Below are 23978 nucleotides of genomic sequence, written 5' to 3' on the forward strand. Positions count from 1 at the left end.
TGAAGCCGGCTTTTATTTTTCCGGACATCGGATTCTTCCGACAACCGGTTTTTACGTCCAGGTTTGATGCCTAGACACCCAGATATCTGTCCTGGATGTCCGCCGTCAGTTCGTCCGGACGCCCGCGCCACACCGTCGCGCCCTTTTCCAGCACCACGCAGCGGTCGGCGGACGGCAAAAGCTCGGCCAGCGTCTTGTCGACGACGAGGATGGACTGTCCTTCGTCCTTCAGTTTGCGGATCACTGCCCAGATGTCCTGACGAATGACGGGCGCCAGCCCTTCCGTCGCCTCGTCGAGGATCAGCAGATCGGGGTCCGTCATCAGCGCGCGGCCGATCGCAAGCATCTGTTGCTCGCCGCCCGAGAGCGTTCGGGCCATCTGGTCGCGGCGCTCGGCGAGCCGCGGAAAGAGTTCATTGACGGATTTGAGCGTCCAGCGTCCCTTCCGCGCGGCGGCGACGAGATTTTCTTCCACCGTCAGGTTCGGAAAGCAGCGTCGTCCCTCCGGCACCAGCCCAAGTCCCAGCCGCGCGATGCGGTGCGGCAAGCGCTTCTCGATCGCATTGCCCTTGAACCGCACCGAGCCCGACCGCGCCGGCGTCAGCCCCATGATGGAACGGATCGTCGTCGTCTTGCCCATGCCATTGCGGCCCATCAGCGCCACGACCTCGCCCTCCGCGACGTCGAGATCGACGCCGAACAGTGCCTGGCTCGCACCGTAGAAGGTTTCGACTCCGGAGACTTCGAGAAGCGTCATCACTCGTCCCCCAGATAGGCCCGGCGCACTTCCGGATTGGCGCGGATCTCGTCCACCGTCCCGGTCGCGATCACACGGCCATAGACCAGCACCGAAATCCGGTCGGCCAGCGCAAACACCGCATCCATGTCGTGCTCGATCAAGAGTATCGGCGCTTCATTTCGCAAGTCGGACAGAAACTCCGTCAGCGCCTTCGACCCTTCCGGTCCCATGCCCGCCATCGGCTCGTCGAGTAGAAAGGCTTTGGATCCGAGCGCCAGGGCGATTGCGATCTCGAGCTGCCGGCGCTCGCCATGCGACAGCTCCGCCGCCGGCACGCTCGCGCGGTCCTGGAGCCCCACCCGTGCCAAGGCTTCCCGCGCCGGCCCGGTCAGCGACGGGTCGCTCATCACCGGCTTGAAGAAGCGGAAGCTCGATCCCTGCACCGACTGCACCGCCAGCATGACGTTGCGCAGCGCGGAGAATTCCGTCGCCAGCGACGACACCTGGAACGAGCGACCGAGCCCGCGCCGCGCGCGTTCGGCCACGGAGAGGTCGTTCAGCCGGTCGCCGAGAAAGACGATCTCGCCGGAATCGGATTTCAGCGTGCCGGCGATCTGGTGGATCAGCGTCGATTTGCCGGCCCCGTTCGGGCCGATCAGCGCATGGATTTCCCCGGGCCGCAGATCGATCGAGACGTCCTCTGTTGCCTTCAGCGCACCGAAGCTCTTGTAAAGGTGGCGGATTGACAGGATCGGCTCAGCCATGACGCACCTTTCCGGCGAGAGAGCCGATCAGCCCGCCACGCGCGAACAGAACGACGGCCAGCAGCGCAAGGCCGAGGAAGAACTGCCAGCGGTCGGTCATGCCGCCGAGAAGATACTCGACCATGACGAACATCATCGCCCCCGCAACAGGCCCGAAGAGCCGCCCGACGCCGCCGAGGATGATGAGCACGATGAACTCGCCCGACATGTGCCAGGACATCATGGACGGGCTGACGAAGCGGTTGAGATCGGCATAGAGCGCGCCGGCGAGCCCCGTGATCATGCCCGAGATGACGAAGGCGGCGAGGCGGATGCGGAACGGCGCGATGCCGACCGACGCGACGCGCACGTCGTTCTGCCGCGCGGCCTGCAAAGCCGCGCCGAAGCGTGAATTGCCGACCAGCCAGAAAAGGACGAGCACCGCGATCAGCACCGCGTAGCACAGGAGAAAGAAGCTCATCGGCACCATCGTGTTGATGCCGGGGAAGGTGTTGCGCACGAAGATCGACAGCCCGTCCTCGCCGCCATAGGCCGGCCAGGAGATCGCGAAGTAGTAGGTCATCTGCGCGAAGGCGAGCGTGATCATGATGAAATAGACGCCGGACGTGCGAAGGCTCACCGCGCCGATGAAGAGCGCCACGAGCCCGGCCGCCGCGATCGCCACAAGCCAGATCACCAGCATCGAGTTGGTGCCGGCGAACTCGGCGAAACCGAGATCGAGCGGCTGCATCGAAAAGGCGTGGCTGGCGAGGATACCCGCAGCATAGCCGCCGACGCCGAAAAACGCCGCATGGCCGAAGGAGACCAGACCGCCCAATCCCAGCGCCAGGTTCAGCCCGACGGCGGCCAGTGCGAGGATCGCCATGCGCGTGGCCAGCGTCACGTAGAACGGCGAGCCCATCTGCGTCGCCACGAACGGGATCGCGAGCAGCACGAGCGCCAGCGCGATGTTGATGATGGTTTCGCGCGTCATGCTCATCCTTTCGCAAACAGGCCTTGCGGGCGCACCGCGAGGATGATGGCCATGACGATGTAGATCAGCATGGAGGCAACGGCCGCGCCGGCGGTTGCGGCCTGAGACGTGCCCATGAACACCGAGAAGACCTGCGGCATCAGGAAGCGCCCCATCGTGTCGATCAGGCCGACGAGGATAGCGCCCACCAACGCGCCCTTGATCGAACCGATGCCGCCGATGACGATGACGACGAAAGCGAGGATGAGAACCGGCTCGCCCATGCCGACCTGCACGGACTGCAGCGCACCGACCATCGCGCCGGCAAAGCCGGCAAGCGCCGCGCCGAGCGCGAAGACGATCGTGTAGAGCGTGCGGATGTCGACGCCCAGCGCGCCGATCATCTCGCGGTCGCTCTCGCCTGCCCGAATGCGCATTCCAAGCCGCGTCATGGAAATGAGAAGATAAAGCCCGACGGCCACCGCGACCCCGACACCGATGATGGCGAGCCGGTAGAGCTGGTAGCGTGAGCCGCCGGGCAGCGTGACGAAGCCGGCGAGCTGTTCGGGCACGTTGAGATAGAGCGGCACCGAGCCGAACACCCAGCGCGTGCCTTCCGAGAAGATCAGGATCAGCGCGAAGGTCGCCAGCACCTGGTCGAGATGGTCGCGGCTGTAGAGCCGGCGAATGATCGCAATCTCGACGATCGCCCCCATCGCCGCCGCGGCCGCCAGGCTGGCGGCGAGGCCGATCCAGAACGATCCGGTCTGCGCGGCCACCCAGGCGCATGCGAAAGCCCCGACCATGTAGAGCGAGCCATGGGCGAGGTTGATCAGCCCCATGACGCCGAAGATCAGCGTCAGACCGGCCGCCATGAGAAACAGCATCACGCCGAGCTGCAGCCCGTTGAGCAACTGTTCGATGAAAAGTGCGCTGGACAAGATGGTGCCGCTTGCGATTGGGACATTGAGGTATGGGAGGTGATGCCCTCTCCGCAGGCTTTTTTGCGAAGAGGGCAGTCTCGACTTACTGCGTGCACTGCTCCGCATAGGCGTCGCCATGGTCGTCGAACACCTTCTCGACCGTGGCATTGGTCAAGACGTCGCCGTCCTTCACCACTTCCATCATGTAGATGTCCTGGATCGGGTGGCGATTGGTGTTGAACGAGAAGTCGCCGCGCGGGGATTGGATGTCGGCTTCCATCATCGCCGCAGCAAAGGCGTCCGCATCTTTCACGTCGGCCTTCGAAGCTGCCGAAACGATGAGCTGCGCCGCGTCATAGGCCTGAACGGCGTAAATCGAGGGAAGGCGGTCGTACTTTTCCTGGAACGCGGCGAGGAACGCCTTCGAGGCTTCGTTGTCGAAGTCGGGCGCCCACTGGCCCGAGTTCTTGACGCCGAGCGCCGCGTCGCCGATTGCCGGCAGCACGTCCTGGGAGAACGAGAAGCCGGGACCGATGACCGGAATCTCGACGCCCGACTGCGCATACTGCTTCATGAAGGCGATGCCCATGCCGCCCGGCAGGAACATGAAAACGGAATCTGCGCCCGAATCGCGAATCTGCGCGATCTCGGCTGCGTAGTCGGTCTGGCCGAGCTGAGTATAGACTTCGTTGGTCACCTCGCCCTTGAAATAGCGCTTGAAGCCGGTGAGCGAATCCTGGCCGGCCGGGTAGTTCGGCGCCATGATGAACATCTTCTCGTACTGGCCGTTCGCGTATTCGCCGGCGGCCTCATGAAGATTGTCGTTCTGGTACGCAGCGTTGAAATAATGCGGGTGGCAGTTCGCGCCGGCGAGTGCCGCGGGCGCGGCATTGGTCGAGACGTAGAACTTGCCCTGCGCGGTCGCCGACGGCACCACGGCCATGGCAAGGTTCGACCACACGATGCCCGTCAGGATGTCGACCTGGTCGGACTGGATCATCTTGTCGGCGATCTGCACGGCGAGTTCCGGTTTCTGGCCGTCATCCTCAATCACGACCTCGATCTCGTCGTTTCCGGCCTGCTCGATGGCGAGCATGAAGCCGTCCCGCGTGTCGATGCCAAGGCCCGCGCCGCCGCCCGAAAGCGTGGTGATCATGCCGATCTTGACCGGCTCGGCCAAGGCGAGGCCCGACGCCGAAAGGCTGAGCCCGAACAGCCCCGCTGCAACGATTTTCTTCATTTCGCAAACTCCCATTGCTTCTTGTTTCAGTTCCCACGTGCGGGTGGGCTTTTCGCACCCGTTTCGGCCAACGTATTTCTCAAAGCTCGGTCCGAACCTTCCACAGTTCCGGGAAGAGCTCGACCTCGAGCATCTTGCGCAGGTAGCTGACCCCAGCGGTGCCGCCTGTTCCGCGCTTGAGCCCGATGATGCGCTCGACAGTCGTGACATGATTGAACCGCCAGCGGCGAAAATAATCTTCGAAATCGACAAGCTTTTCCGCAAGTTCGTAAAGCAGCCACCAGCGTTCCGGGTCGCGATAGACCGCCTTCCAGGCTTCCATCACCTTGGCGCTCTCGGCGCGCGCGGCTCGCCAGTCGGTGCGTTCGACTTCGGGGCCGACATCGAAGCCGTTGCGCGCAAGCAGCCGGATTGCCTCGTCGTAGAGGCTGGGCTTCGCCAGAATCTCTTCCAGCGGCCCGACACGCTTTTCGGCGTGGGCATGCGGCTTCAGCATCGCCAGGTTGCGGTTGCCGGCCAGATACTCCACCGCGCGATACTGCCAGGACTGGAAGCCCGAGGACTGTCCCAGATCGTCGCGAAACCGCGTATATTCCGATGGCGTCATCGTGCGCAGCACGTCCCACGCGCTGTTCAATTGCTCGAAGATCCGCGCCACCCGCGTCAGCATCTTGAAAGCCGGCTGAAGATCGTCCCGCGAAATCGCGTCCATCGCCGCCCGCATCTCGTGGATGGCAAGCTTCATCCACAGCTCCGACGTCTGGTGCTGGATGATGAACAGCATCTCGTCGGGCGATTTCGAAAGCGGCTCCTGCGCGGAAAGGATCGTGTCGAGCCGCAGATAGTCGCCATAGGCCATGCGCCTGGCGAAATCGGTCTCGGCGCCATCCGGCGTCTCGTCATGCGCGGCGCTCATGTCACCTTGTTCCGCGTCTTGTGCTCGGGCGTGTCCCACAGCCGGTCCCGCATGATCTCCTCGAGAATCGCGGCCGCGCGCACCACCTCGTCTTCGGACAGGTAAAGCGGCGTGAAGCCGAAACGCATGATGTCCGGCGCGCGGAAATCGCCGATGACACCCTTGGAGATCAATGCCTGCATTCCCGCATAGCCTTCGTGGAAGCGGAACGAGACCTGGCTGCCTCGGGCCTGCGGATCGCGCGGCGAGGCGAGGTCCAGTTCCGGGCACCGCGCCTCCACTTCGCTGATGAACCGCTCGGACAGTGCGATCGACCGCTCGCGCACCGCCTCCATCGTCACGCCGTCCCAGGCGTCGAGCGCCGCGTCGAGTGCCGCCAGCGCGACGATCGGCGGCGTGCCGACCCGCATCCGCTCCACCCCCTTCGCCGGCCTGTAGTCGAGATCGAAGGCGAACGGGCTCTCGTGGCCGATCCAGCCTGAAAGCGCAGGTCGCACCATGTCGGCATGTTTCGGCGCAACGTAGATGAAGGCTGGCGCGCCCGGCCCGCCATTCAGATATTTGTAGGTGCAGCCGACCGCGAAATCGGCTTGCGCCCCCGCCAGATCGACCGGGATCGCGCCCGCCGAATGCGCCAGATCCCAGATCGCGATCGCGCCGGCCTCATGCGCCTTTTGCGTCAGCCGCTTCATGTCGTGCAGCCGCCCGGTGCGGTAGCCGACCTCGGTGATCATGATTGCGGCGACGGTGTCGTCGATATTCGCCTCGACAGCTTCCGGATCGACGACCTTCAGCTCATATCCCTTGCCGAGCGAGGCCAGAAGTCCCTGTGCCATGTAGAGGTCGGTGGGAAAATTGCCGTTGTCGGAAAGAACGACCCGGCGATCCGGGTTCAGTTCCAGCGCCGAGGCGAGCGCCTGGTAGACCTTGATCGACAGCGTATCGCCCATCACGACGGAACCCGGCGCCGCTCCGATCAGCCGGCCGATCCGGTCGCCGATGCGCGTCGGCCAGTCCATCCAGCCGGCAAGGTTCCACCCCTTGATCAGCATTTCGCCCCACTCGGCCTCGATCGTTTGTGCAACGCGCGCGCAAGCCGCCTTTGGCAGCGGCCCGAGCGAATTGCCGTCGAGATAGATCACTCCTTCTGGGATGTGGAACATCTGACGCGTGCGGGCGAAGAGGTCGGTCATCAGGCCCCTTCCTTCAGCCGAAACCGCTGGATCTTGCCGGTCTGCGTCTTCGGCAGCGTCGTCACGAACTTCACCGAACGCGGGTATTTGTAAGGCGCGATCGCAGACTTCACGTGGTCCTGCAGGAGCTTCACCATCAGCGCATCGCCGACAGCCCCCTCCATCAGCACCACATGCGCCTCGACGATCTGCCCGCGTGCTTCGTCGGCAACGCCGATCACCGCGCATTCGAGAACCTGGTCGTGCGCCAGCAGCGCGGCCTCCACTTCCGGCCCGGCGATGTTGTAGCCGGCCGAGACGATCATGTCGTCGGACCGCGCGGCGAAGTGGAAGAAGCCCGCCTCGTCCTGCACGAAACTGTCGCCCGTCAGGTTCCAGCCGCCCTTCACATATTCGCCCTGTCGATCGTCGGCCAGATACCGGCAGCCGGTCGGCCCGCGCACCGCCAGCCGCCCGACCTCGCCGCGCGGCAACTCGTCCATATCGCTGTCGACGATCTTCGCCTCGTAGCCGCCGACCGGGCGCCCCGTGGTCGCCGGAGCCATGTCCTCCAGCCGGTTCGAGATGAAGATATGCAGCATTTCCGTCGCGCCGATACCATCGAGGATCGGCTTGCCGGTCTTTTTCGTCCATTCCTCGAACACCGGCCCCGGCAGCGTTTCGCCGGCCGAAACCGCAATGCGCAGCGACGAGAGGTCCGCGCCCTCGTCCATCGCCTTCATCATGGCGCGATAGGCGGTCGGCGCGGTAAACGAGATCGTCGCTTTGTACTTCTCGATGATCTCGATCATGTTCGGCGGCGTCGCACTTTCGAGCAGCGTCGCGGCCGCGCCGAAGCGGAGCGGAAAGACGGCCAGCCCGCCGAGCCCGAAGGTGAAGGCGAGCGGCGGCGAACCGACGAAAACGTCGTCGGGCGTCACGTTCAGAACTTCCTTGGCATAGGCGTCGGCGATGATCAGAATGTCGCGGTGAAAATGCATCGTCGCCTTCGGCACGCCCGTCGTGCCGGAGGTGAAGCCGAGCAGCGCCACGTCGTCGCGGCCGGTCTTCACCGCCTCGAAGGTGACGGGCTTGTCGAGCGCGCCGCGGTCGAGTTCGGCGTCATGGTTCGCCGTGCCGTCGAAACCGATCACTTTGGTCAGGAACCGGCTGTCCTTGGCGCAGGCCACCATCTCGTCCATCAGCCGCGTGTCGCAGAGCGCAACCGTGATCTGCGCCTTATCGACGATCTTGGAAAGTTCCCCGGCCCGCAGCATCGGCATCGTGTTGACGACGACTGCGCCCGCCTTGGTGGCGGCGAGCCAGCATGCGACCATCGCCGGGTTGTTGGCCGAGCGGATCAGAACCCGGTTTCCGGGCTTCACGCCGTAGTTCTCCACCAGCGCTCGTGCCAGCCGGTTCGTCCAGTCGGAAAGCTCCTTGTAGGTCCGACGGCGTCCATTGCCGATCAGCGCCGTGCGGTCCCCCATGCCCATTTCGACGATCCGGTCGGTGAGTTCGACGCCGGCATTGATGAAATCCGGATAATCGAACCCGTCGAGCAGGAAATCCGGCCACTGGTCGGCAGGCGGGAGATTGTCGCGGGCGAACGTGTCGGAGTGGGCGGTCGGGCCGAGGCTCATCGGGATGCTCCAGCCAGATACCCCCACCCTTCATACCTCCCCACAAGGGGGAGGGAGGTCGCCAGCGTCCCGGCGGACCTGCCAATGCACCACCCAGCTTGGAGGATGGAACTCGACGCCGATGCCCTCCCTCCCCCTTGCGGGGAGGGATAAAGGGTGGGGGTCAATTCGCCCAGACATTTTGCGGACATCGTCACGCTCCCATTACCTGCCGCGCGATCACGATCTTCTGGACGTCTGACGCGCCCTCATAGATCCGCAACGCCCGGATTTCCCGATAGAGGCTTTCGACGATGTGTCCCTTTTTCACACCGTCGCCACCATGAATCTGCACTGCCTTGTCGATGACCTCCTGCGCCTTGTCGGTCGCAAAGAGCTTGGCCATCGCGGCCTCGCGCGTCACGCGCGGCGCGCCTGAATCCTTGGTCCAGGCGGCGCGGTAGATCAAAAGCGCCGCCGCGTCGACATCGAGCGCCATGTCGGCGATGTGCCCCTGCACCATCTGCAGGTCGAAGAGCGGCGCCCCGAAGAGCTGGCGCGACCCGGCCCGCGAAACCGTCTCGTCGAGCGCGCGGCGCGCAAAGCCGAGCGCCGCGGCGCCGACCGTCGAGCGGAACACGTCGAGCACCGACATCGCGATCTTGAAGCCTTCGCCCGGCTTGCCGATGAGAGCGGATGCGGGCACGCGAACCTGGTTGAACGCCAGCCGCGCCAGCGGATGAGGCGCGATCACTTCCAGCCGATCCGCAACGTTCAAGCCCGGCGTATCGGCTGGCACCACGAAAGCCGAGATTCCCCTGGCGCCCGGCGCCTCGCCGGTCCGCGCGAAGACGACATAGACGTCGGCGATGCTGCCATTCGAAATCCACGTCTTTTCGCCGCTGAGCACATAGTGGTCGCCCTCGCGCGTGGCCGTCATCTCCATATTGGCGACGTCGGAGCCCGAACGCGGTTCGGACAGCGCAAAGGCCGACAGCGCCTTGCCCGCGCGGGTCTTCTCCAACCATTTCTGCTGGTCCGGCGTGCCGAACAGGCTGATTGCGCCGGTGCCGAGCCCTTGCATGGCGAAGGCGAAGTCGGCCAGCCCGTCATGGCGCGCCAGCGTTTCGCGGGTGATGCACAGCGTTCGCACGTCGAGCGGCGCGGGGTTGGCGGGATCGATGGCGGATGCCTTCAGGAAGCCGGCCTCGCCGAGCTTGGCGACGAGCGACTTGCATGCCGCGTCGACATCGTCGTGGTCGACCGGCAAATTCTGCGCGCACCATGCCTCCAGCCGCTCCGCATGTTCGCGGTGGCGGCCTTCGAAGAACGGCCAGGAGAGGAAGGAGCGGTCAGCCATCAATTCCCCTCGAATACGGGCCGCTGCTTGCCCACGAACGCATGATAGGCCCGCGAAAAGTCCTGCGTCTGCATGCAGATCGCCTGCGCCTGCGCTTCCGCCTCGATCGCCTGGTCCAGCCCCATCGACCATTCCTGGTTGAGCTGCGTCTTGGTAATCCCATGCGCGAAAGTGGGGCCGGATGCGATCTGCTGCGCCAGCTTCAGCGCCTCGGCCTCCAGCGTTTCCGCGGGGATCAGTCGGTTGAAATACCCCCAGCGCTCGCCTTCCTCGGCGCTCATCGAGCGGCCGGTATAGAGCAGTTCGGCCGCGCGGCCCTGTCCGATGATCCGCGGCAGCATCGCGCATGCGCCCATGTCGCAGCCGGCAAGGCCGACGCGCGTGAACAGGAACGCCGTCTTCGCCTGCGGCGTCGCAAGGCGTATGTCGGACGCCATGGTGATGATCGCGCCCGCGCCCACCGCCACGCCGTCGACAGCGGAGATGATCGGCTTGCCGCAGTTCAGCATCGCCTTGACGAAGTCGCCGGTCATGCGCGTGAACGCAAGAAGGCCCTTCATGTCCATCTCGACCAGCGGGCCGATGATGTCGTGGACATCGCCGCCCGAGCAGAAATTGCCGCCATTGGGCACGAACACGACGACATCGACATCGTCGGCATAGACGAGGTCGCGAAACGTGTCGCGCAGTTCGGCATAGGACTCGAACGTAAGTGGATTTTTACGCTCTGGACGGTCGAGCTGGATGACCGCGACGCGCCCCTCCATCCGCCACAGGAAATGCTGCGGCTTCAGCTCCGCCATCTTGGTCCCAACCATTCCCGTCAATGCCCGTCCTCCCAATTGCTCCGGAACGTCTTCAGCGTGGCCGACAGCCTTTCGGCATCGGCAAGCGAGACCTCGCCCAGAAATTCCTCGATCCATGTCTCATGCGCCGCGGCCATTTCGGTGAAGCGCCGCTCGCCCGTCGCCGTCAGTTTGACGATCGAGGCGCGCCGGTCGCCCTCGCGCGCTGCGCGTGAAACCAGGCCGTCCTTGACCAGCCGTTCGATGATACCGGTCACGTTCCCGTTGGAAACGAGCAGGAAGCGCGACAGGTCGCTCATCAGCATACCGTCCGGCTGGCGATAGAGCGCTGCGAGCACGTCGAAGCGCGGCAGGGTCGAATCGAAGTCACGCTTCAGCCTTTCGCGCAACTCGCCCTCGATCAGCCGCGAGGCGCGCAAAAGCCGGATCCACAGGCGCAGCCGCTCCTTCGCCGCGCTCGGGCGTTCGATCGTGTCGAGCGGCGCGCTCACCATGTCTCGCCCCCGCAGATCGCCAGCGCCTGCCCGTTGACCGAGCGCGCGCCGTCACCGACGAGATAGAGCACGGCCGCCGCGACCTCCTCGGCCTCGATGATCCGCCCCTGCGGATTGTCGCCTGCAAGCTCCGCCCGCGCCTCGGCCTCGGAGCGGCCGGTCTTTTCCATGATGTTGGCGAGCGTGCGCTCCAGCATGGGCGTCTCGACATAGCTGGGGCAGACGGCATTCACCGTCACGCCCGATTTGGCGAGTTCCGCCGCCAGCGCCCGGGTCAGCCCGACGACGCCATGCTTGGCCGCGACATAGGCGGCGACGTATGGCGCCCCCTTCAGCCCTGCGATCGACGCGATGAAGACGATGCGGCCGGACCTGGCGCGCTTCATCGGCTCGATCGCCGGCTTTACGGTCAGGAATGATCCCGTCAGGTTCACGTCGACCGTGCGCTGCCACAGACCGAGCGACGTCTTGTGCGCCGGCGCGCTCTCGCCCGCGCCCGCATTGGCGACGACGATGCCGAACGCTCCCCGCGCGCGCTGCGCCTTCTCGTAGAGCGCGGCGACCGACGCTTCGTCCGTCACGTCGGCGGTTTCGGCATGGAGAGCGGGATGCAGTGCCGCCACCTCTTCGAGCACATCCGCGCGCCGGCCGCAGATCGTCACCTCATGCCCGGCCTCAGCCAAGGCAAGCGCAATCGCCTTGCCGACACCCGTTCCCCCGCCTGTGACGAGTGCGTGCGTCATCACACCTTCCCCGTCATCTGTTCCTGCGCGCGCTCCGCCAGACGGTAGAGCTGGTCCCGTCCCGGCAGGTAGGGATCGGGCCATTTCACGTGCCGGTCACCCAGGGATGCAGCCGCGTGCAGCGTCCAGTACGGGTCCGCCAGATGCGGCCGGGCAAGGCAGACGAGGTCGGCGCGGCCCGCCATCAGGATCGAGTTCACATGGTCCGGCTCGAAGATATTGCCCACCGCCATCGTTGCCATGCCGGTCTCGTTGCGGATGCGGTCGGAGAACGGCGTCTGGAACATGCGGCCATAGACGGGCTTCGCGCGCTTCGACGTCTGCCCCGCCGACACGTCGCAGATGTCCACGCCGGCTTCCTGCAGAATCTTCGCGATCTTCACTGCCTCTTCCGGCGTCACGCCCTCGTCGCCGACCCAGTCATTGGCCGAAATGCGCACCGAGATCGGCTTGTCGTCCGGCCAGACGGCGCGAACCGCGTGGAAGACCTCGAGCGGATAGCGCATCCGGTTTTTCAGGCTGCCGCCATAGTTGTCGGTGCGCCTGTTGGTGAGCGGCGAGATGAAGGAGGAAAGCAGATAGCCATGGGCGAAATGCAGCTCCAGCATGTCGAAACCGCAGCGTTCCGCCATCTGCGCCGATGCGACGAACTCATCGCGCACCTTGTCCATGTCGGCGCGGTCCATCGCCTTCGGCATCTGGTTTTCCGGCGACCAGGCGACCTGCGACGCCGCCATCAGCGGCCAGTTGCCTTCCTTCAGCGGCGCGTCGGCGTCTTCCCAGCCCACTTGGGTCGAGCCCTTCGCGCCTGCATGGCCGAGCTGCGCGCAGATCTTCGCATCCGTCTCGGCATGGACGAAATCGACCAGCCGCTTCCATGCCACCTCGTGTTCCGGCTTGTAGAAGCCGGGGCAGCCGGGCGTGATCCGCCCTTCGGGCGAAACGCAGGTCATCTCGATATAGACGAGCCCGGCGCCGCCCTTGGCACGCTCGGCATAATGGACGAAATGCCAGTCGGTCGGCGTCCCGTCGATCGCCTTGTATTGCGCCATCGGTGAGACGACGATGCGGTTCTTCAGTTCCATGCCGCGCAGCTTGAACGGTGCCAGCATCGGCGGGCGGTGCGAGACCGATCCGGCCTGCTTCTGAAACCACTCTTCCGCGCTGCCGAGCCACTTTTCGTCGCGCAGGCGCAAATTCTCGTGGCTGATGCGCTGCGAGCGGGTCAGGAGCGAATAGTTGAACTGCACCGGGTCGAGGCCGAGATAGCGCTCCACGTCCTCGAACCATTCCAGCGAGTTGCGCGCCGCCGATTGCAGCTTCAGGACCTCGGTCCGCCGCGCGTCCTCGTATTTCGCGAAGGCCTTTTCGAGTGTCGGCTCGGACTGCACATAATCGGCCATCGCGATTGCGCTTTCGAGCGCGAGCTTGGTGCCCGAGCCGATCGAAAAATGCGCGCTCGCGGCGGCATCCCCCATCAGCGCGAGGTTCTGGAACGACCAGCGCTCGCACAGGACCCGCGGAAAGTTGATCCAGGCCGAGCCGCGAATGTGGTTCGCGTTCGTCATCAGCGAATGGCCGCCGAGATGCTTCTCGAAGATCCTTTCGCAGACCGCGATGGATTCCTGCTGGCTCATGCCGCCGAAGCCGAATCGGTCCCAGGTGTCCTGGCTGCACTCGACGATGAAGGTCGCCGTGTCCGGATCGAACTGGTAGGCGTGCGCCCACACCCAGCCATGCTCGGTCTTTTCGAAGATGAAGGTGAAGGCGTCGTCGAATTTCTGGTGCGTGCCGAGCCAGACGAACTTGCATTTGCGCGTGTCGATGTCCGGCTCGAAATGGTCGGCGAACGCCGCGCGCGAGCGCGAATTGAGCCCGTCCGCCGCGATCACTAGGTCATGGCTTTCCATGAACGGGCGCGGGTCGGCGATGTCGGTCTGGAATTCCAGCTTGATGTCGAGTTCGCGCGCCCGCTCCTGCAACAGCATCAGCAGCTTCTTGCGCCCGATGCCGCAAAAGCCGTGCCCCGTCGAAACCGTGCGCACGCCCTTGTGGATGACGGCAATGTCGTCCCAATAGGCAAAGTGTTCGCGGATCGCCGCTGCGCTTTTGGCGTCGTTTTCCGCCAGATTGTCCAGCGTCTCGTCGGACAGCACCACGCCCCAGCCAAACGTATCGTCGGCCTTGTTGCGTTCGTAGACGGTGATATCGTGGGCGGCGTCGCGCAGCTTCATGCTGATCGCGAAATAGAGACCCGCAGGTCCGGCGCCGAGCACCGCAATCTTCATCGCCGCGCACTCCCATTTCTTATCGTTGGATGGCAGGATCGCACCGAAGCGACTTTGTTTCAAGCATGAAATTTCAAGGTTGAAATATTGCACCGCGGCAGGGATGATGCGGTGCGAACTGCGGGGATGAGACCATGTTTTTCCATCAGGTGACGGACTTCGACGACGCTTATGCCAACGGCCCGAACATTGCGCGTGGCGAGCGCTGGCCGGCTCAATGGATCGAGCCGGCAGAACAGTTCCGCAAGGTGCTGGAGGCACAGAGCCGGGCGAAACTCGATCAGCCCTACGGCGAGCGCCCGCGCAACCGGTTCGACCTGTTCCTGCCCGAGGGAAGGGCGAAGGGCCTCGTCGTCTACATCCATGGCGGCTTCTGGCTGCGGCTCGACAAGAGCTTCTGGTCGCACCTCGCCGCCGGCCCGCTCGCACACGGCCACGCCGTCGCCATGCCCTCTTATACGCTCTGCCCGGACATCCGGATAAGCGGCATCGTGCAGGAAATTGGCGCAGCCGTCGAGAAGGCGGCTTCTCTCATCGAAGGCCCGATCCGGCTGACCGGCCACTCCGCCGGGGGGCATCTGGCAACGCGCATGGTCACCGCCACCTCGCCTCTATCCGAAGCGACCCGTACCCGCATCGCGAACACCGTCTCGATCGCGGGCGTCCACGACCTGCGGCCGATGATGCGCACCGCCATGAATGCCGATCTGAAGATCGACGAGGCGGAGGCGCTCACGGAGAGCCCGGCGCTGCTGCGCCCGCTCGAAAACGTCCGCGTGACCTGTTGGGTCGGCGGCGCCGAGCGCGCCGAATTCCGGCGCCAGAACGCGCTCCTCGCCAACATGTGGACCGGCCTCGGCGCTGTCACTTCCTGCGTCGAGGAGCCCGACCGGCATCATTTCGGCGTCATCGACGGCCTCGCATATCCCGACCACGCCCTGACGCGAACCTTGTTGACAGGCTGAACGCCGCATCCGAGTCTTGGCGGCATTCAACCGGAGCATTTTGATGAGACCCGTTTTCGTGCAGTTGCGCTGCGTCCCCGGCAAGACCTATGAAGTCGCCGACGAACTCTACAAGCGCGAGATCGCGTCCGAGCTCTATTCGACCAGCGGCGACTACGACCTTCTTTTGAAGGTCTATATCGATGACCAGACCGATATCGGCAAATTCGTCTCCGAGAACGTCGCCAACGTTCCGGGCATCGTCCGCTCGCTGACCACGCTGACCTTCAAGGCGTTTTGAAGCCGCTCCAGAACGAAGAAAGCCGCCGTGGGGAGGGGGGATCCACGGCGGCTATACTCGAAACGATGCGGCAGCCCGGAGAGGGGGATGAGGCTGCCGCACTTGATGTCCGGTTAGGCGGGGGACGGGCCTTGTTCCGGACTCGGCTTATATGGTGCCGATAGTGATCATCTGAGAATTTGAACGTGGCAATTCAAGGGCACGAACATTACAAGTACGTAACGTCAGCGTGATAGCCGCATCCCTTGTCAGCAGGCCGTTTGTGGACAGGCTTTGGCATGGACAGGGCAGGCGCCAGACGCTACCTCATTGCCCATGAAAAAAGGCGATCATCTCTTCCTCGTCGACGGCTCCGGCTACATCTTCCGCGCCTATCACGCGCTGCCTCCTCTGACACGCAAGTCGGACGGGCTGCCGATCGGCGCGGTGTCCGGTTTCTGCAACATGCTGTGGAAGCTGATGCAGAACGCGCGCGACACGGAGGTCGGGGTCACGCCGACTCATTTCGCCGTCATCTTCGACTATTCGTCCAAGACGTTCCGCAACGAGCTCTACGACAAGTACAAGGCGAACCGCACGGCGCCGCCGGAAGATCTCGTCCCGCAGTTCGGCCTCATCCGCCAGGCCACGCGCGCCTTCGAGCTGCCCTGCATCGAGATGGAGGGGTTCGAGGCCGACGATCTGATCGCGACCTATGCGAAGCTCGCCTGCGAAGCGGGCGGCGACACCACCATCATCTCCTCCGACAAGGACCTGATGCAGCTCGTCGGCCCCACCGTGTCGATGTACGATCCGATGAAGGACCGCGAGATCAAGGTTCCGGAAGTCGTCGAGAAGTGGGGCGTGCCGCCCGAAAAGATGATCGATCTTCAGGCGCTCACCGGCGATTCCATCGACAACGTCCCCGGCGTTCCCGGCATCGGCCCGAAGACGGCCGCGCAGCTTCTGGAGGAGTATGGCGACCTCGACACGCTGCTTGCCCGTGCGTCCGAGATCAAGCAGCAGAAGCGCCGCGAGAACCTGATAGAGCACGCCGAGATGGCGCGCCTGTCGCGCGAGCTCGTGCGCCTGCGCGATGACGTCACGGTGCCCGAGCCATTGTCCGCGCTCGAGTTGCAGCCGCCGAACGGGCCGAAGCTGATTGGCTTTCTGAAGGCGATGGAATTCACCTCGCTCACCCGCCGCGTCGCTGAGGCGACGGGCGCCGAAGCCGCCGAGATCGAACCCATGCATGTCGAGGTGCAGTCGGGCGCGGCCGCGCACGGCCCTGACCTCGAGGTGCCGGACCCAGCCTCCGTCGCGCCCGGCGAGGAGGGCGACGTCGCCGCCGAGCCGAAGACAGGCCCGGCAACCCCCGCCGATCTTGCCAAGGCCCGCGCCGATGCCGCCGTCGCCGGCAGGATCGACCGCACCGCCTATGTGACGATCCGCGATCTTGCGACGCTTCAGGCCTGGGTTGCAGAGGCGCGCGAGGCGGGCATCGTGGCCTTCGACACCGAAACGACCTCGCTCGATCCGATGCAGGCCGAGCTCTGCGGCTTTTCGCTCGCTGTCGCGCCCGGCCGCGCTGCCTATGTCCCGCTGATCCACAAATCCGGCGCGGGCGATCTTCTTGGCGGCGGTCTTGTCGAGAACCAGATCCCGATCCGCGAGGCTCTGGCCGCGATCAAGCCGCTGATGGAAGACCGCTCGGTCCTGAAGATCGCGCACAATCTGAAATACGACTATCTCGTCCTCCTGCGCCACGGCATCGCCGCTGCGCCCTGCGACGACACGATGCTGCTCTCCTACGTCACAGATGGCGGCTCGGGCTCGCAGAGCATGGACTCGCTCTCCGAACGCTGGCTCGGCCACGTGCCGATCCCGTTCAAGGATGTCTGCGGCTCCGGCAAGTCGATGATCACCTTCGATTTCGTCGACCTGGAGAAGGCGACGGCCTATGCCGCCGAGGACGCCGACGTTACGCTGCGCCTCTGGCATGTGCTCAAGCCGCGCCTGACCGCCAAGGGGCTCAACGCCGTCTACGAGCGACTCGAGCGCCCGCTCGTGCCTGTTCTGGCGCGAATGGAAAGCCGCGGCATCTCGGTCGACCGGCAGATCCTGTCGCGGCTGTCAGGCGAGCTTGCCCAGCGCGCCGCGGCTTTCGAGGACGAGGTCTACGAACTCGCCGGCGAGCGCTTCACCATCGGCTCGCCGAAGCAGCTGGGCGACATATTGTTCGGCCGCATGGGCCTGCCTGGCGGCTCAAAGACGAAGTCCGGCCAATGGTCGACCTCGGCGCAGATTCTGGAAGAACTCGCCGCCGAAGGCCACGAATTGCCGCGCAAGATCGTCGACTGGCGTCAGCTCACCAAGCTCAAGTCGACCTACACCGACGCGCTGCCCGGCTATATCCACCCCGAGACGAAGCGCGTCCACACCTCCTACGCGCTCGCCGCGACGACGACCGGCCGCCTGTCCTCGTCCGAGCCGAACCTGCAGAACATCCCGATCCGCACCGCCGAGGGCCGCAAGATCCGCACGGCCTTCATTGCCGAGCCGGGCCACAAGCTCATCTCGGCCGATTACAGCCAGATCGAGCTGCGCGTCCTCGCCCATGTCGCCGAGATTCCGCAGCTTCGCCAGGCCTTCGCCGATGGCATCGACATCCACGCGATGACCGCCTCGGAAATGTTTGGCGTTCCGGTGGAAGGGATGCCGTCGGACGTGCGGCGACGCGCCAAGGCGATCAATTTCGGCATCATCTACGGCATCTCCGCCTTCGGCCTCGCCAACCAGTTGTCGATCGGCCGCGAGGAGGCGGGCAGCTACATCCGCAAGTATTTCGAGCGTTTCCCCGGCATCAAGGACTACATGGACGCGACCAAGGCCTTTGCCCGTGACAATGGCTATGTCGAGACCATCTTCGGCCGCCGCGTCCACTACCCCGAAATCCGCTCGCCCAATCCCTCCGTGCGCGCCTTCAACGAGCGCGCGGCGATCAACGCGCCGATCCAGGGCTCCGCCGCCGACATCATTCGCCGCGCCATGATCCGCATGGAGGACCGCCTTGCCGAGGCCGGGCTTTCCGAAACGCTGATGCTTCTTCAGGTCCACGACGAACTGATCTTCGAGGCGCCTGAATCTCAGGTCGAGGCTGCGATCCCGGTCATCCGCGAGACGATGGAGCACGCGGCAATGCCGGCGCTTTCGATGCGGGTGCCGCTGCAGGTCGACGCGCGCGCGGCGTCGAACTGGGACGAGGCCCACTGACATTGCCATGGAGGCGGGCCCGCTCCTTTCCTTCGCCCTCGCCTCGCTGCTGATCGAGCTCACGCCCGGCCCGAACATGACCTGGCTGGCGCTGGTCGCCGCCGGCGAGGGGCGCCGGCGTGGCTATGCGGCGGTCGCCGGTGTCGCGCTCGGGCTGGCTGTGCTCGGCCTCGCTGCTGCCTTCGGCGTCGCCGAGCTCCTTCATCGCTCGCCGCTTGCCTACGAGATTCTGCGCTGGGCCGGCGGGCTCTTTCTGCTCTACCTCGCATGGGACGGTTGGCGCGGCGATGGCGACCTGGCGCAGGCAGGCGCCGGCTCGGACCGCACCTATTTCCTGCGTGGCCTCATCACCAACATGCTCAATCCGAAGGCGGCGCTCTTCTATGTCGCGGTCCTGCCGACCTTCCTCGATCCGGCCCGCCCGCTGCTCGCCCAGACGCTCTCCTTGTCGGCGATCTATGTGACCGTCGCGACAATCGTCCATGCCGGCATCGTCACGCTTGCCGGCGCTTTGACCGCGTTCACGCAAAAGCCGGGCCGCGAAATCGCGACCCGGCGCATTTTGTCGAGCCTTCTGGCTCTCGTCGCCGTCTGGCTGATCTGGTCGACCGCCAGATAGGACCGATCCCTACTCGATCACGGCGCAGGCATGGCGGTCTCCGGCATCGCCGGTCGGCTGGGTCTGATAGTCGTCCGTGCCGCCATGGATCATGAGCGCACGCCCTGCGATGTCGGCCTCGCCGCCGTCGCCGAGCGTGACCATGTGGTTGAACACCTGCGCGCGCAACACGCCGTCGTCGCCGACGTGCTGGTTCGGCATGTCGCCGGCATGGGGTCCGCCTTCGGCAAGATAGCCGTGCGCGGCGTCGGTCGGGTTGAAGTGACCGCCGGCCGATTCATGGTCGCTTTCGGGGTCGCAGGTGCCTGTCTCGTGGATGTGGAAGGCAAGCCATTCGCCCGCGGGCAGGGCCGAAACCTCAAGTTCGATCAGGACGCCGTTCGGCGTGGCCGTCAGCGTCGCGGAGCCGTTCTCGGCCCCCTCTCTGTCGACGAATTCTGCGCTTGCCGACGTCGTCTCGACGGCCGGCGCCTGTTCAGCGTTGTCCTGCGCAACGGCCATGCCCGTCATCAGGGAAAGTGCAGCCGTAGCTGGCAATAGAATTCTCATTTCCGCATCTCCCGGTTGTTGGTCCGCGATAGGGGGAATGGCCGCGGTGGCAGAATTGTTCCCTCGAACAGCCAGCCGGCGGCTTCCTCGATTGCGGCGGAAATTGCTGCGCGGAAAATTATCTTTCCTTAATTTGAGTTCGCCGGCATGCGGGAGCATGTTTGCCGCGAAGTCGGGAAACGCCGGCGGCAGGAAGAAACGGCCGCGACGCGACGTGCTCCAGACGACTTCGCGACGGGCGTCCTCCGCCCCCTTCCGGGACGCCTTTTCCAAGGAAGACCGAAATGCGAGCTTATCTCATTCCCGTGGCTCTCGCCGCCGGACTCGCCCTTGCCCCCGCAGCCTTCGCCGCCCAGACCGCGACCGGCATGATCAAGTCGATCGACGCCAAGAATCACACGGTCACGCTGGACAACGGAACCGCCTACACGCTGCCGACATCGTTCAAGCAAAACGGCCTGAAGGTCGGCGAAAAGGTGAGCATCAACTGGGACATGAAGGCCGGCAAGCATCAGGCGACGACGGTGACCGCCGTCAAGTAACGCCATAACGGCATCGTGCCCACCGCCTTGGCCGGGGCGGTGGGCATCTCCGCACCCTTAACGCTCCCTTAAAGCGCCGCATTTAATCTTCAGCGAAAGCGACCATCAGGCAGACAAGAAGCGGACATCGGGGCGATGGGCGACAGACGGATCGAGCCGACCTTTGGCGGGGCGGCTTCGGATGAGGGCTCCGGCCTTTTCGTGAGCGAGGAGGACCGGGTCGTGGGACAGCCGAGAAAGCGCGGTTCGACGCAGAAATCGTCTTCGCGCAAGGCGGAGCCGAAATCGCGTGGCCAGGGACGCGGCAAAAAGCGCGGCAAGTCGCGGCGCTCGTCGAGCGGCGGCCTGTTCGGCTTCCTGCGCAAGGCGACCTACTGGTCCTTCGTCCTCGCCATCTGGGGCGGCGTCGCTGCGGCCGGCGTGCTCGTCTTCTATGCGGCGCAGATGCCCTCCGCCTCGACCTGGGCGATCCCGGATCGTCCGCCCAACGTCAAGATCATGGATGTCGAGGGCCGTCAGGTCGCCAATCGCGGCATGATGGGCGGCGAATCGATCGGCCTGCACGAGATGTCGCCCTATATCCCGCAAGCCGTCGTCGCCATCGAGGACCGCCGCTTCTACCAGCATTTCGGCGTCGATCCGCTCGGCCTTGTCCGCGCGGTCTACGAAAATGCCGTCAACGGCCGGGTGGTGCAGGGGGGCTCGACGCTGACCCAGCAGCTTGCCAAGAACCTGTTCCTGACCAATGAGCGCTCCTACGATCGCAAGATCCGCGAAGTGCTCATGGCGTTCTGGCTGGAGAGCGAATATTCGAAGGAGCAGATTCTCGAATTCTACCTGAACCGCGTCTATTTCGGCTCCGGCGCCTATGGCGTCGAGGCCGCCTCGCAGCGCTATTTCGGCAAGAGCGCGCGCGACGTGACCTTGTCCGAATCCGCGCTGCTCGCCGGCCTTCTCGTCGCCCCGTCGCGCCTGTCTCCGGCGCGTGATCCGAACGCGGCCGAAAACCGCGCCCAGCTCGTCCTGTCCGCCATGCGCGACCAGGGCATGATCGGCGACAACGAACTGGCTTCCGCCATCTCCGCCCCGCCGGTCCGCGCCGCAGCCTACTGGACCGGTTCGGAAAACTACGTCGCCGACCGCATCATGGGCGAATTGCCCGGCCTCATCGGCGGTGATGTGCGCGACGACCTGATCGTCGAGGCCACGGTCGACCTCGACTTGCAGGACCTTGCCGAAAAGGCCGTCCGCCAGATGGTCGACGAGAACAAGGCGGAACTCGACGTTTCCCAGGGCGCGCTCGTCTCGATCGACCCGACGGGCGCCGTGCGCGCGATGGTCGGCGGCTACGACTACGCCAATTCGCAGTTCGACCGCGCGTCCGAAGCCAGGCGACAGCCGGGCTCCACCTTCAAGCCGTTCGTCTGGATGGCGGCGATGGAGCAGGGGCTCTTCCCCGACACGATCCGAAACGACGCGCCGGTCAAGATCGGCAACTGGTCGCCGCAGAACTTCAACAACAAATATGCCGGGCCGATGACGCTGTCGCAGGCGCTCGCCCGCTCGTCGAACTCGATCGCCGCTGTCCTTGCCCACGAGGTCGGCCCCTCGGCCATCGTCGAGACGGCATGGCGCATGGGCATCGAATCGGATCTCCAGCCGAACCTGTCCATCTCGCTCGGCACGTCCGAGGTCACCCCGCTCGAACTCACCGCCGCCTTCGTCCCGTTTTCCACCGGAGGCATCCGCCCCGACATCCATTTCGTCGAACGGGTGACGACGATCGACGGCAAGGTGCTCTACCAGCGCCCGGCCTCGGCCGGCACGCAGGTCGCCCGGCCCGAGACCATCGGCATGATGAACTACATGATGGCGGAAACGGTCGGAACCGGCACCGGCCGCAACGCCGATTTCGGCTGGCCCGCCGCAGGCAAGACCGGCACCAGCCAGAACTCGCGCGATGCCTGGTTCGTCGGCTACACCGCCGAACTGACGACCGGCGTCTGGTTCGGCAATGACGACGGCAAGCCGATGAAGAACATCACCGGCGGCCAGCTTCCGGCCAAGGCGTGGAAAATCTTCATGGAAGGCGCGCATGATGGCGTGCCGGTCGCGTCCCTGCCCGGCCGCTGGACGCCAGGCACCTTCGAGCGCATCGAGGACCTCTTGGCGAGCGACCGCGGCATCCCGCAGCAGGCATCCTATCCCGCAGGCGACACCACCGGGTCGATCGCCCCGCCGGCGGACGTCGGTCAGGAGCAGCAGCAACGCTCCGGTCCGATCGGCTCGATCATGGACATCATCATGGGCGGCAACTGAGGCGGGCGTACACGCGAAGTTGCTCTCGCTTCCCTTGAGCAAACTCTCTACATAGCGTCAGGTTTTCCCCTTCGCCCGGAGAGATAATGCAAAAGACCCTTGTTCTGACCGGTGCAAGCCGCGGCATCGGCCACGCGACCGTCAAGCGTTTCTCGCGCGAGGGCTGGCGCGTCATCACCTGTTCGCGCAACGCGTTCGCTGAAGACTGCCCGTGGCCGGCTGGTCCCGAAGATCACATCAAGATCGACCTGTCGGACCCCGAGGACGTCGGCTCGGCCGTTTCGGAAATTCGTCACCGTCTCGAGGCCAATGGCGGCCAGCTCAACGCGCTCGTCAACAATGCCGCGATCTCGCCGAAGCTCAACGGCGGCAAGCGGATGAACTCGATCGACACGCCGATGCATGTCTGGCGCGACGTCTTCCAGGTGAATTTCTTCGCGCCGATCATGCTCGCGCGCGGCCTGTTCAAGGAACTGGCGGCCGCCAAGGGCTCGATCGTCAACGTCACATCGATCGTGGGCAGCCGTGTCCACCCCTTCGCCGGCACAGCCTACGCCACGTCGAAGGCTGCGCTATCCTCGCTTTCGCGCGAGATGGCCGCCGATTTCGGCCCGCACGGCATCCGCGTCAATTCCATCGCGCCGGGCGAGATCGACACGGCAATCCTGTCGCCGGGCACCGACAAGATCGTCGAAACCATCCCGTTGCGCCGCCTCGGCTCCACCTCGGAGGTCGCCGACACGATCTTCTTCCTGTGTTCCGACCAGTCGTCCTATGTCACCGGCGCCGAGATCCACATCAATGGCGGCCAGCACGTCTGATCCTCAATGCGGCATTGAGGAGAGGTGCGATAACAGTTCCGCCACGTTGACCGCGCCGCACTTTTTCAAAAGCCGCGCCCGGTAGGCCTCCACGGTGCGCGGCGACACGTCGAGCATCCGCGCGATTTCCTTCGACGTGCGCCCTTCGCCCAGATGCATCACTATCTGCCGCTCGCGCGTCGAAAGCGCCAGAACGGGCCGCGTCGCCGACAGGTCGGCAAAGCTCCACACCGCGCGGCGCAAGGGGTCGTCGTCGCGCGTCAGCGAGTGGCCGCGCACCCGGCACCAGAACAGCGCGCCGTCCTTCTTGGCCATGATGCGCTCGTCGGAATAGCGGTTGTCCTTCTTCAAGGGCTCCACGCCGACGTCGCGGATGCGAACGAACTCCTCCTGACTGGGATAGAGAAGCGCGAATGACTGGTCGACAAGCTCGTCGATCTGATAGCCGAACATGGCGGAGAATGCCGAATTACACGCGCGGATGACGCGGCTTTCGGTCACGACCAGGCCCACCGGCGCATGGTCGAATGCGAGCTTTGCATAGTCCGGATTGGCGTCGGTCATGCGTATTTCTACGATATTGCGCAAAAAGCGGGCTTTCGCCGATAGTTC

Annotated in this window: 22 protein-coding genes; 7 read left to right on the plus strand and 15 right to left on the minus strand. The window is 64.8% G+C overall.

Annotated features, from left to right (window positions below; all coding sequences use genetic code 11):
• Positions 1 to 70: 70 nt before the first annotated feature.
• The 13 genes from GTK01_RS09615 to GTK01_RS09675 form a co-directional block, all read right to left on the minus strand.
• A complete protein-coding gene (locus tag GTK01_RS09615; protein ID WP_252925664.1) occupies positions 71 to 757 on the minus strand; it encodes an ABC transporter ATP-binding protein in 687 nt (228 codons plus the stop codon).
• The gene (locus GTK01_RS09620) at positions 757 to 1503 is read right to left on the minus strand and encodes an ABC transporter ATP-binding protein (RefSeq protein ID WP_252925665.1); all 747 of its coding nucleotides are present in this window, start codon (positions 1501 to 1503) and stop codon (positions 757 to 759) included. The genes GTK01_RS09615 and GTK01_RS09620 overlap by 1 nt, the downstream gene beginning before the upstream one ends.
• Complete coding sequence (locus GTK01_RS09625) at positions 1496 to 2476, minus strand: branched-chain amino acid ABC transporter permease (RefSeq protein ID WP_252925666.1); 981 nt, start codon at positions 2474 to 2476, stop codon at positions 1496 to 1498. Before GTK01_RS09625 ends, GTK01_RS09620 begins: the two co-directional genes overlap by 8 nt.
• Before the next feature lie 2 nt (positions 2477 to 2478).
• The gene (locus tag GTK01_RS09630; protein WP_252925667.1) at positions 2479 to 3396 is read right to left on the minus strand and encodes a branched-chain amino acid ABC transporter permease; all 918 of its coding nucleotides are present in this window, start codon (positions 3394 to 3396) and stop codon (positions 2479 to 2481) included.
• 85 nt (positions 3397 to 3481) lie between these two features.
• Positions 3482 to 4618: an ABC transporter substrate-binding protein gene (locus GTK01_RS09635; protein ID WP_252925668.1), complete on the minus strand. Its 1137-nt coding sequence runs from the start codon at positions 4616 to 4618 to the stop codon at positions 3482 to 3484.
• Between the two features lie 79 nt (positions 4619 to 4697).
• Complete coding sequence (gene kynA, locus GTK01_RS09640) at positions 4698 to 5534, minus strand: tryptophan 2,3-dioxygenase (protein ID WP_252925669.1); 837 nt, start codon at positions 5532 to 5534, stop codon at positions 4698 to 4700.
• Entirely contained in the window at positions 5531 to 6727 is a 1197-nt protein-coding gene (gene kynU / locus GTK01_RS09645; protein ID WP_252925670.1) for a kynureninase, read from the minus strand. Before kynU ends, kynA begins: the two co-directional genes overlap by 4 nt.
• On the minus strand, positions 6727 to 8349 hold the full coding sequence (locus GTK01_RS09650; RefSeq protein WP_252925671.1) for an AMP-binding protein: 1623 nt from the start codon (positions 8347 to 8349) through the stop codon (positions 6727 to 6729). Before GTK01_RS09650 ends, kynU begins: the two co-directional genes overlap by 1 nt.
• A 193-nt stretch (positions 8350 to 8542) precedes the next feature.
• Positions 8543 to 9688 carry an acyl-CoA dehydrogenase family protein gene (locus GTK01_RS09655; RefSeq protein ID WP_252925672.1) on the minus strand — a complete coding sequence of 382 codons (1146 nt, stop codon included), beginning with the start codon at positions 9686 to 9688 and terminating at the stop codon, positions 8543 to 8545.
• Entirely contained in the window at positions 9688 to 10506 is an 819-nt protein-coding gene (locus GTK01_RS09660) for an enoyl-CoA hydratase family protein (protein WP_371924314.1), read from the minus strand. Before GTK01_RS09660 ends, GTK01_RS09655 begins: the two co-directional genes overlap by 1 nt.
• A 5-nt stretch (positions 10507 to 10511) precedes the next feature.
• The gene (locus GTK01_RS09665; RefSeq protein ID WP_252925673.1) at positions 10512 to 10988 is read right to left on the minus strand and encodes a MarR family winged helix-turn-helix transcriptional regulator; all 477 of its coding nucleotides are present in this window, start codon (positions 10986 to 10988) and stop codon (positions 10512 to 10514) included.
• Complete coding sequence (locus tag GTK01_RS09670; RefSeq protein ID WP_252925674.1) at positions 10982 to 11731, minus strand: SDR family NAD(P)-dependent oxidoreductase; 750 nt, start codon at positions 11729 to 11731, stop codon at positions 10982 to 10984. The genes GTK01_RS09665 and GTK01_RS09670 overlap by 7 nt, the downstream gene beginning before the upstream one ends.
• On the minus strand, positions 11731 to 14019 hold the full coding sequence (locus GTK01_RS09675; protein ID WP_252925675.1) for a bifunctional salicylyl-CoA 5-hydroxylase/oxidoreductase: 2289 nt from the start codon (positions 14017 to 14019) through the stop codon (positions 11731 to 11733). The genes GTK01_RS09670 and GTK01_RS09675 overlap by 1 nt, the downstream gene beginning before the upstream one ends.
• A 134-nt stretch (positions 14020 to 14153) precedes the next feature.
• Between GTK01_RS09675 and GTK01_RS09680 the strand changes: the two genes are divergently transcribed.
• The 4 genes from GTK01_RS09680 to GTK01_RS09695 all read left to right on the plus strand — a co-directional run bounded on the left by GTK01_RS09680 (position 14154) and on the right by GTK01_RS09695 (position 19135).
• Entirely contained in the window at positions 14154 to 14984 is an 831-nt protein-coding gene (locus tag GTK01_RS09680; protein WP_252925676.1) for an alpha/beta hydrolase, read from the plus strand.
• A 43-nt stretch (positions 14985 to 15027) separates the two neighbouring features.
• Entirely contained in the window at positions 15028 to 15264 is a 237-nt protein-coding gene (locus tag GTK01_RS09685) for an Lrp/AsnC ligand binding domain-containing protein (RefSeq protein ID WP_252925677.1), read from the plus strand.
• Between the two features lie 315 nt (positions 15265 to 15579).
• Positions 15580 to 18516, plus strand: coding sequence for a DNA polymerase I (polA, locus tag GTK01_RS09690; RefSeq protein WP_252925678.1), 2937 nt, complete (start codon positions 15580 to 15582; stop codon positions 18514 to 18516).
• Positions 18517 to 18523: 7 nt separating this feature from the next.
• Positions 18524 to 19135, plus strand: a complete 612-nt coding sequence (locus GTK01_RS09695; RefSeq protein WP_252925679.1) for a LysE family translocator — start codon at positions 18524 to 18526, stop codon at positions 19133 to 19135.
• A gap of 9 nt (positions 19136 to 19144) precedes the next feature.
• Here the strand turns inward: GTK01_RS09695 and GTK01_RS09700 are convergent, their stop codons facing one another.
• Positions 19145 to 19684: a superoxide dismutase family protein gene (locus tag GTK01_RS09700; protein WP_252925680.1), complete on the minus strand. Its 540-nt coding sequence runs from the start codon at positions 19682 to 19684 to the stop codon at positions 19145 to 19147.
• A gap of 284 nt (positions 19685 to 19968) precedes the next feature.
• On the opposite strand from GTK01_RS09700, the gene GTK01_RS09705 reads away from it, so the two are divergent.
• The 3 genes from GTK01_RS09705 to GTK01_RS09715 all read left to right on the plus strand — a co-directional run bounded on the left by GTK01_RS09705 (position 19969) and on the right by GTK01_RS09715 (position 23366).
• Positions 19969 to 20226: a DUF1344 domain-containing protein gene (locus tag GTK01_RS09705; protein ID WP_252925681.1), complete on the plus strand. Its 258-nt coding sequence runs from the start codon at positions 19969 to 19971 to the stop codon at positions 20224 to 20226.
• 135 nt (positions 20227 to 20361) lie between these two features.
• Complete coding sequence (locus GTK01_RS09710) at positions 20362 to 22545, plus strand: transglycosylase domain-containing protein (protein ID WP_252925682.1); 2184 nt, start codon at positions 20362 to 20364, stop codon at positions 22543 to 22545.
• An 86-nt stretch (positions 22546 to 22631) separates the two neighbouring features.
• Positions 22632 to 23366, plus strand: a complete 735-nt coding sequence (locus GTK01_RS09715; RefSeq protein WP_252925683.1) for an SDR family NAD(P)-dependent oxidoreductase — start codon at positions 22632 to 22634, stop codon at positions 23364 to 23366.
• A 3-nt stretch (positions 23367 to 23369) separates the two neighbouring features.
• Here the strand turns inward: GTK01_RS09715 and GTK01_RS09720 are convergent, their stop codons facing one another.
• On the minus strand, positions 23370 to 23930 hold the full coding sequence (locus GTK01_RS09720; RefSeq protein WP_252925684.1) for a LuxR C-terminal-related transcriptional regulator: 561 nt from the start codon (positions 23928 to 23930) through the stop codon (positions 23370 to 23372).
• Positions 23931 to 23978 lie beyond the last annotated feature (48 nt).

This window comes from Aliihoeflea sp. 40Bstr573, assembly GCF_024105655.1.
In the GTDB taxonomy this organism is placed as follows: Bacteria; Pseudomonadota; Alphaproteobacteria; order Rhizobiales; family Rhizobiaceae; genus Aliihoeflea.

What these genes read in the sequence shown, in the direction of transcription:
- GTK01_RS09720 (WP_252925684.1), bottom strand. Translation starts at nt 23,930, where the DNA reads ATGACCGACGCCAATCCGGACTATGCAAAGCTCGCATTCGACCATGCG.
- GTK01_RS09700 (WP_252925680.1), bottom strand. Translation starts at nt 19,684, where the DNA reads ATGAGAATTCTATTGCCAGCTACGGCTGCACTTTCCCTGATGACGGGC.
- GTK01_RS09675 (WP_252925675.1), bottom strand. Translation starts at nt 14,019, where the DNA reads ATGAAGATTGCGGTGCTCGGCGCCGGACCTGCGGGTCTCTATTTCGCG.
- GTK01_RS09705 (WP_252925681.1), top strand. Translation starts at nt 19,969, where the DNA reads ATGCGAGCTTATCTCATTCCCGTGGCTCTCGCCGCCGGACTCGCCCTT.
- GTK01_RS09695 (WP_252925679.1), top strand. Translation starts at nt 18,524, where the DNA reads ATGGAGGCGGGCCCGCTCCTTTCCTTCGCCCTCGCCTCGCTGCTGATC.
- GTK01_RS09715 (WP_252925683.1), top strand. Translation starts at nt 22,632, where the DNA reads ATGCAAAAGACCCTTGTTCTGACCGGTGCAAGCCGCGGCATCGGCCAC.
- GTK01_RS09710 (WP_252925682.1), top strand. Translation starts at nt 20,362, where the DNA reads ATGGGCGACAGACGGATCGAGCCGACCTTTGGCGGGGCGGCTTCGGAT.
- GTK01_RS09625 (WP_252925666.1), bottom strand. Translation starts at nt 2,476, where the DNA reads ATGACGCGCGAAACCATCATCAACATCGCGCTGGCGCTCGTGCTGCTC.
- GTK01_RS09615 (WP_252925664.1), bottom strand. Translation starts at nt 757, where the DNA reads ATGACGCTTCTCGAAGTCTCCGGAGTCGAAACCTTCTACGGTGCGAGC.
- GTK01_RS09620 (WP_252925665.1), bottom strand. Translation starts at nt 1,503, where the DNA reads ATGGCTGAGCCGATCCTGTCAATCCGCCACCTTTACAAGAGCTTCGGT.
- GTK01_RS09685 (WP_252925677.1), top strand. Translation starts at nt 15,028, where the DNA reads ATGAGACCCGTTTTCGTGCAGTTGCGCTGCGTCCCCGGCAAGACCTAT.
- GTK01_RS09665 (WP_252925673.1), bottom strand. Translation starts at nt 10,988, where the DNA reads ATGGTGAGCGCGCCGCTCGACACGATCGAACGCCCGAGCGCGGCGAAG.
- GTK01_RS09655 (WP_252925672.1), bottom strand. Translation starts at nt 9,688, where the DNA reads ATGGCTGACCGCTCCTTCCTCTCCTGGCCGTTCTTCGAAGGCCGCCAC.
- GTK01_RS09680 (WP_252925676.1), top strand. Translation starts at nt 14,154, where the DNA reads ATGTTTTTCCATCAGGTGACGGACTTCGACGACGCTTATGCCAACGGC.
- GTK01_RS09670 (WP_252925674.1), bottom strand. Translation starts at nt 11,731, where the DNA reads ATGACGCACGCACTCGTCACAGGCGGGGGAACGGGTGTCGGCAAGGCG.
- kynA (WP_252925669.1), bottom strand. Translation starts at nt 5,534, where the DNA reads ATGAGCGCCGCGCATGACGAGACGCCGGATGGCGCCGAGACCGATTTC.
- GTK01_RS09650 (WP_252925671.1), bottom strand. Translation starts at nt 8,349, where the DNA reads ATGAGCCTCGGCCCGACCGCCCACTCCGACACGTTCGCCCGCGACAAT.
- kynU (WP_252925670.1), bottom strand. Translation starts at nt 6,727, where the DNA reads ATGACCGACCTCTTCGCCCGCACGCGTCAGATGTTCCACATCCCAGAA.
- GTK01_RS09635 (WP_252925668.1), bottom strand. Translation starts at nt 4,618, where the DNA reads ATGAAGAAAATCGTTGCAGCGGGGCTGTTCGGGCTCAGCCTTTCGGCG.
- polA (WP_252925678.1), top strand. Translation starts at nt 15,580, where the DNA reads ATGAAAAAAGGCGATCATCTCTTCCTCGTCGACGGCTCCGGCTACATC.
- GTK01_RS09660 (WP_371924314.1), bottom strand. Translation starts at nt 10,506, where the DNA reads ATGGTTGGGACCAAGATGGCGGAGCTGAAGCCGCAGCATTTCCTGTGG.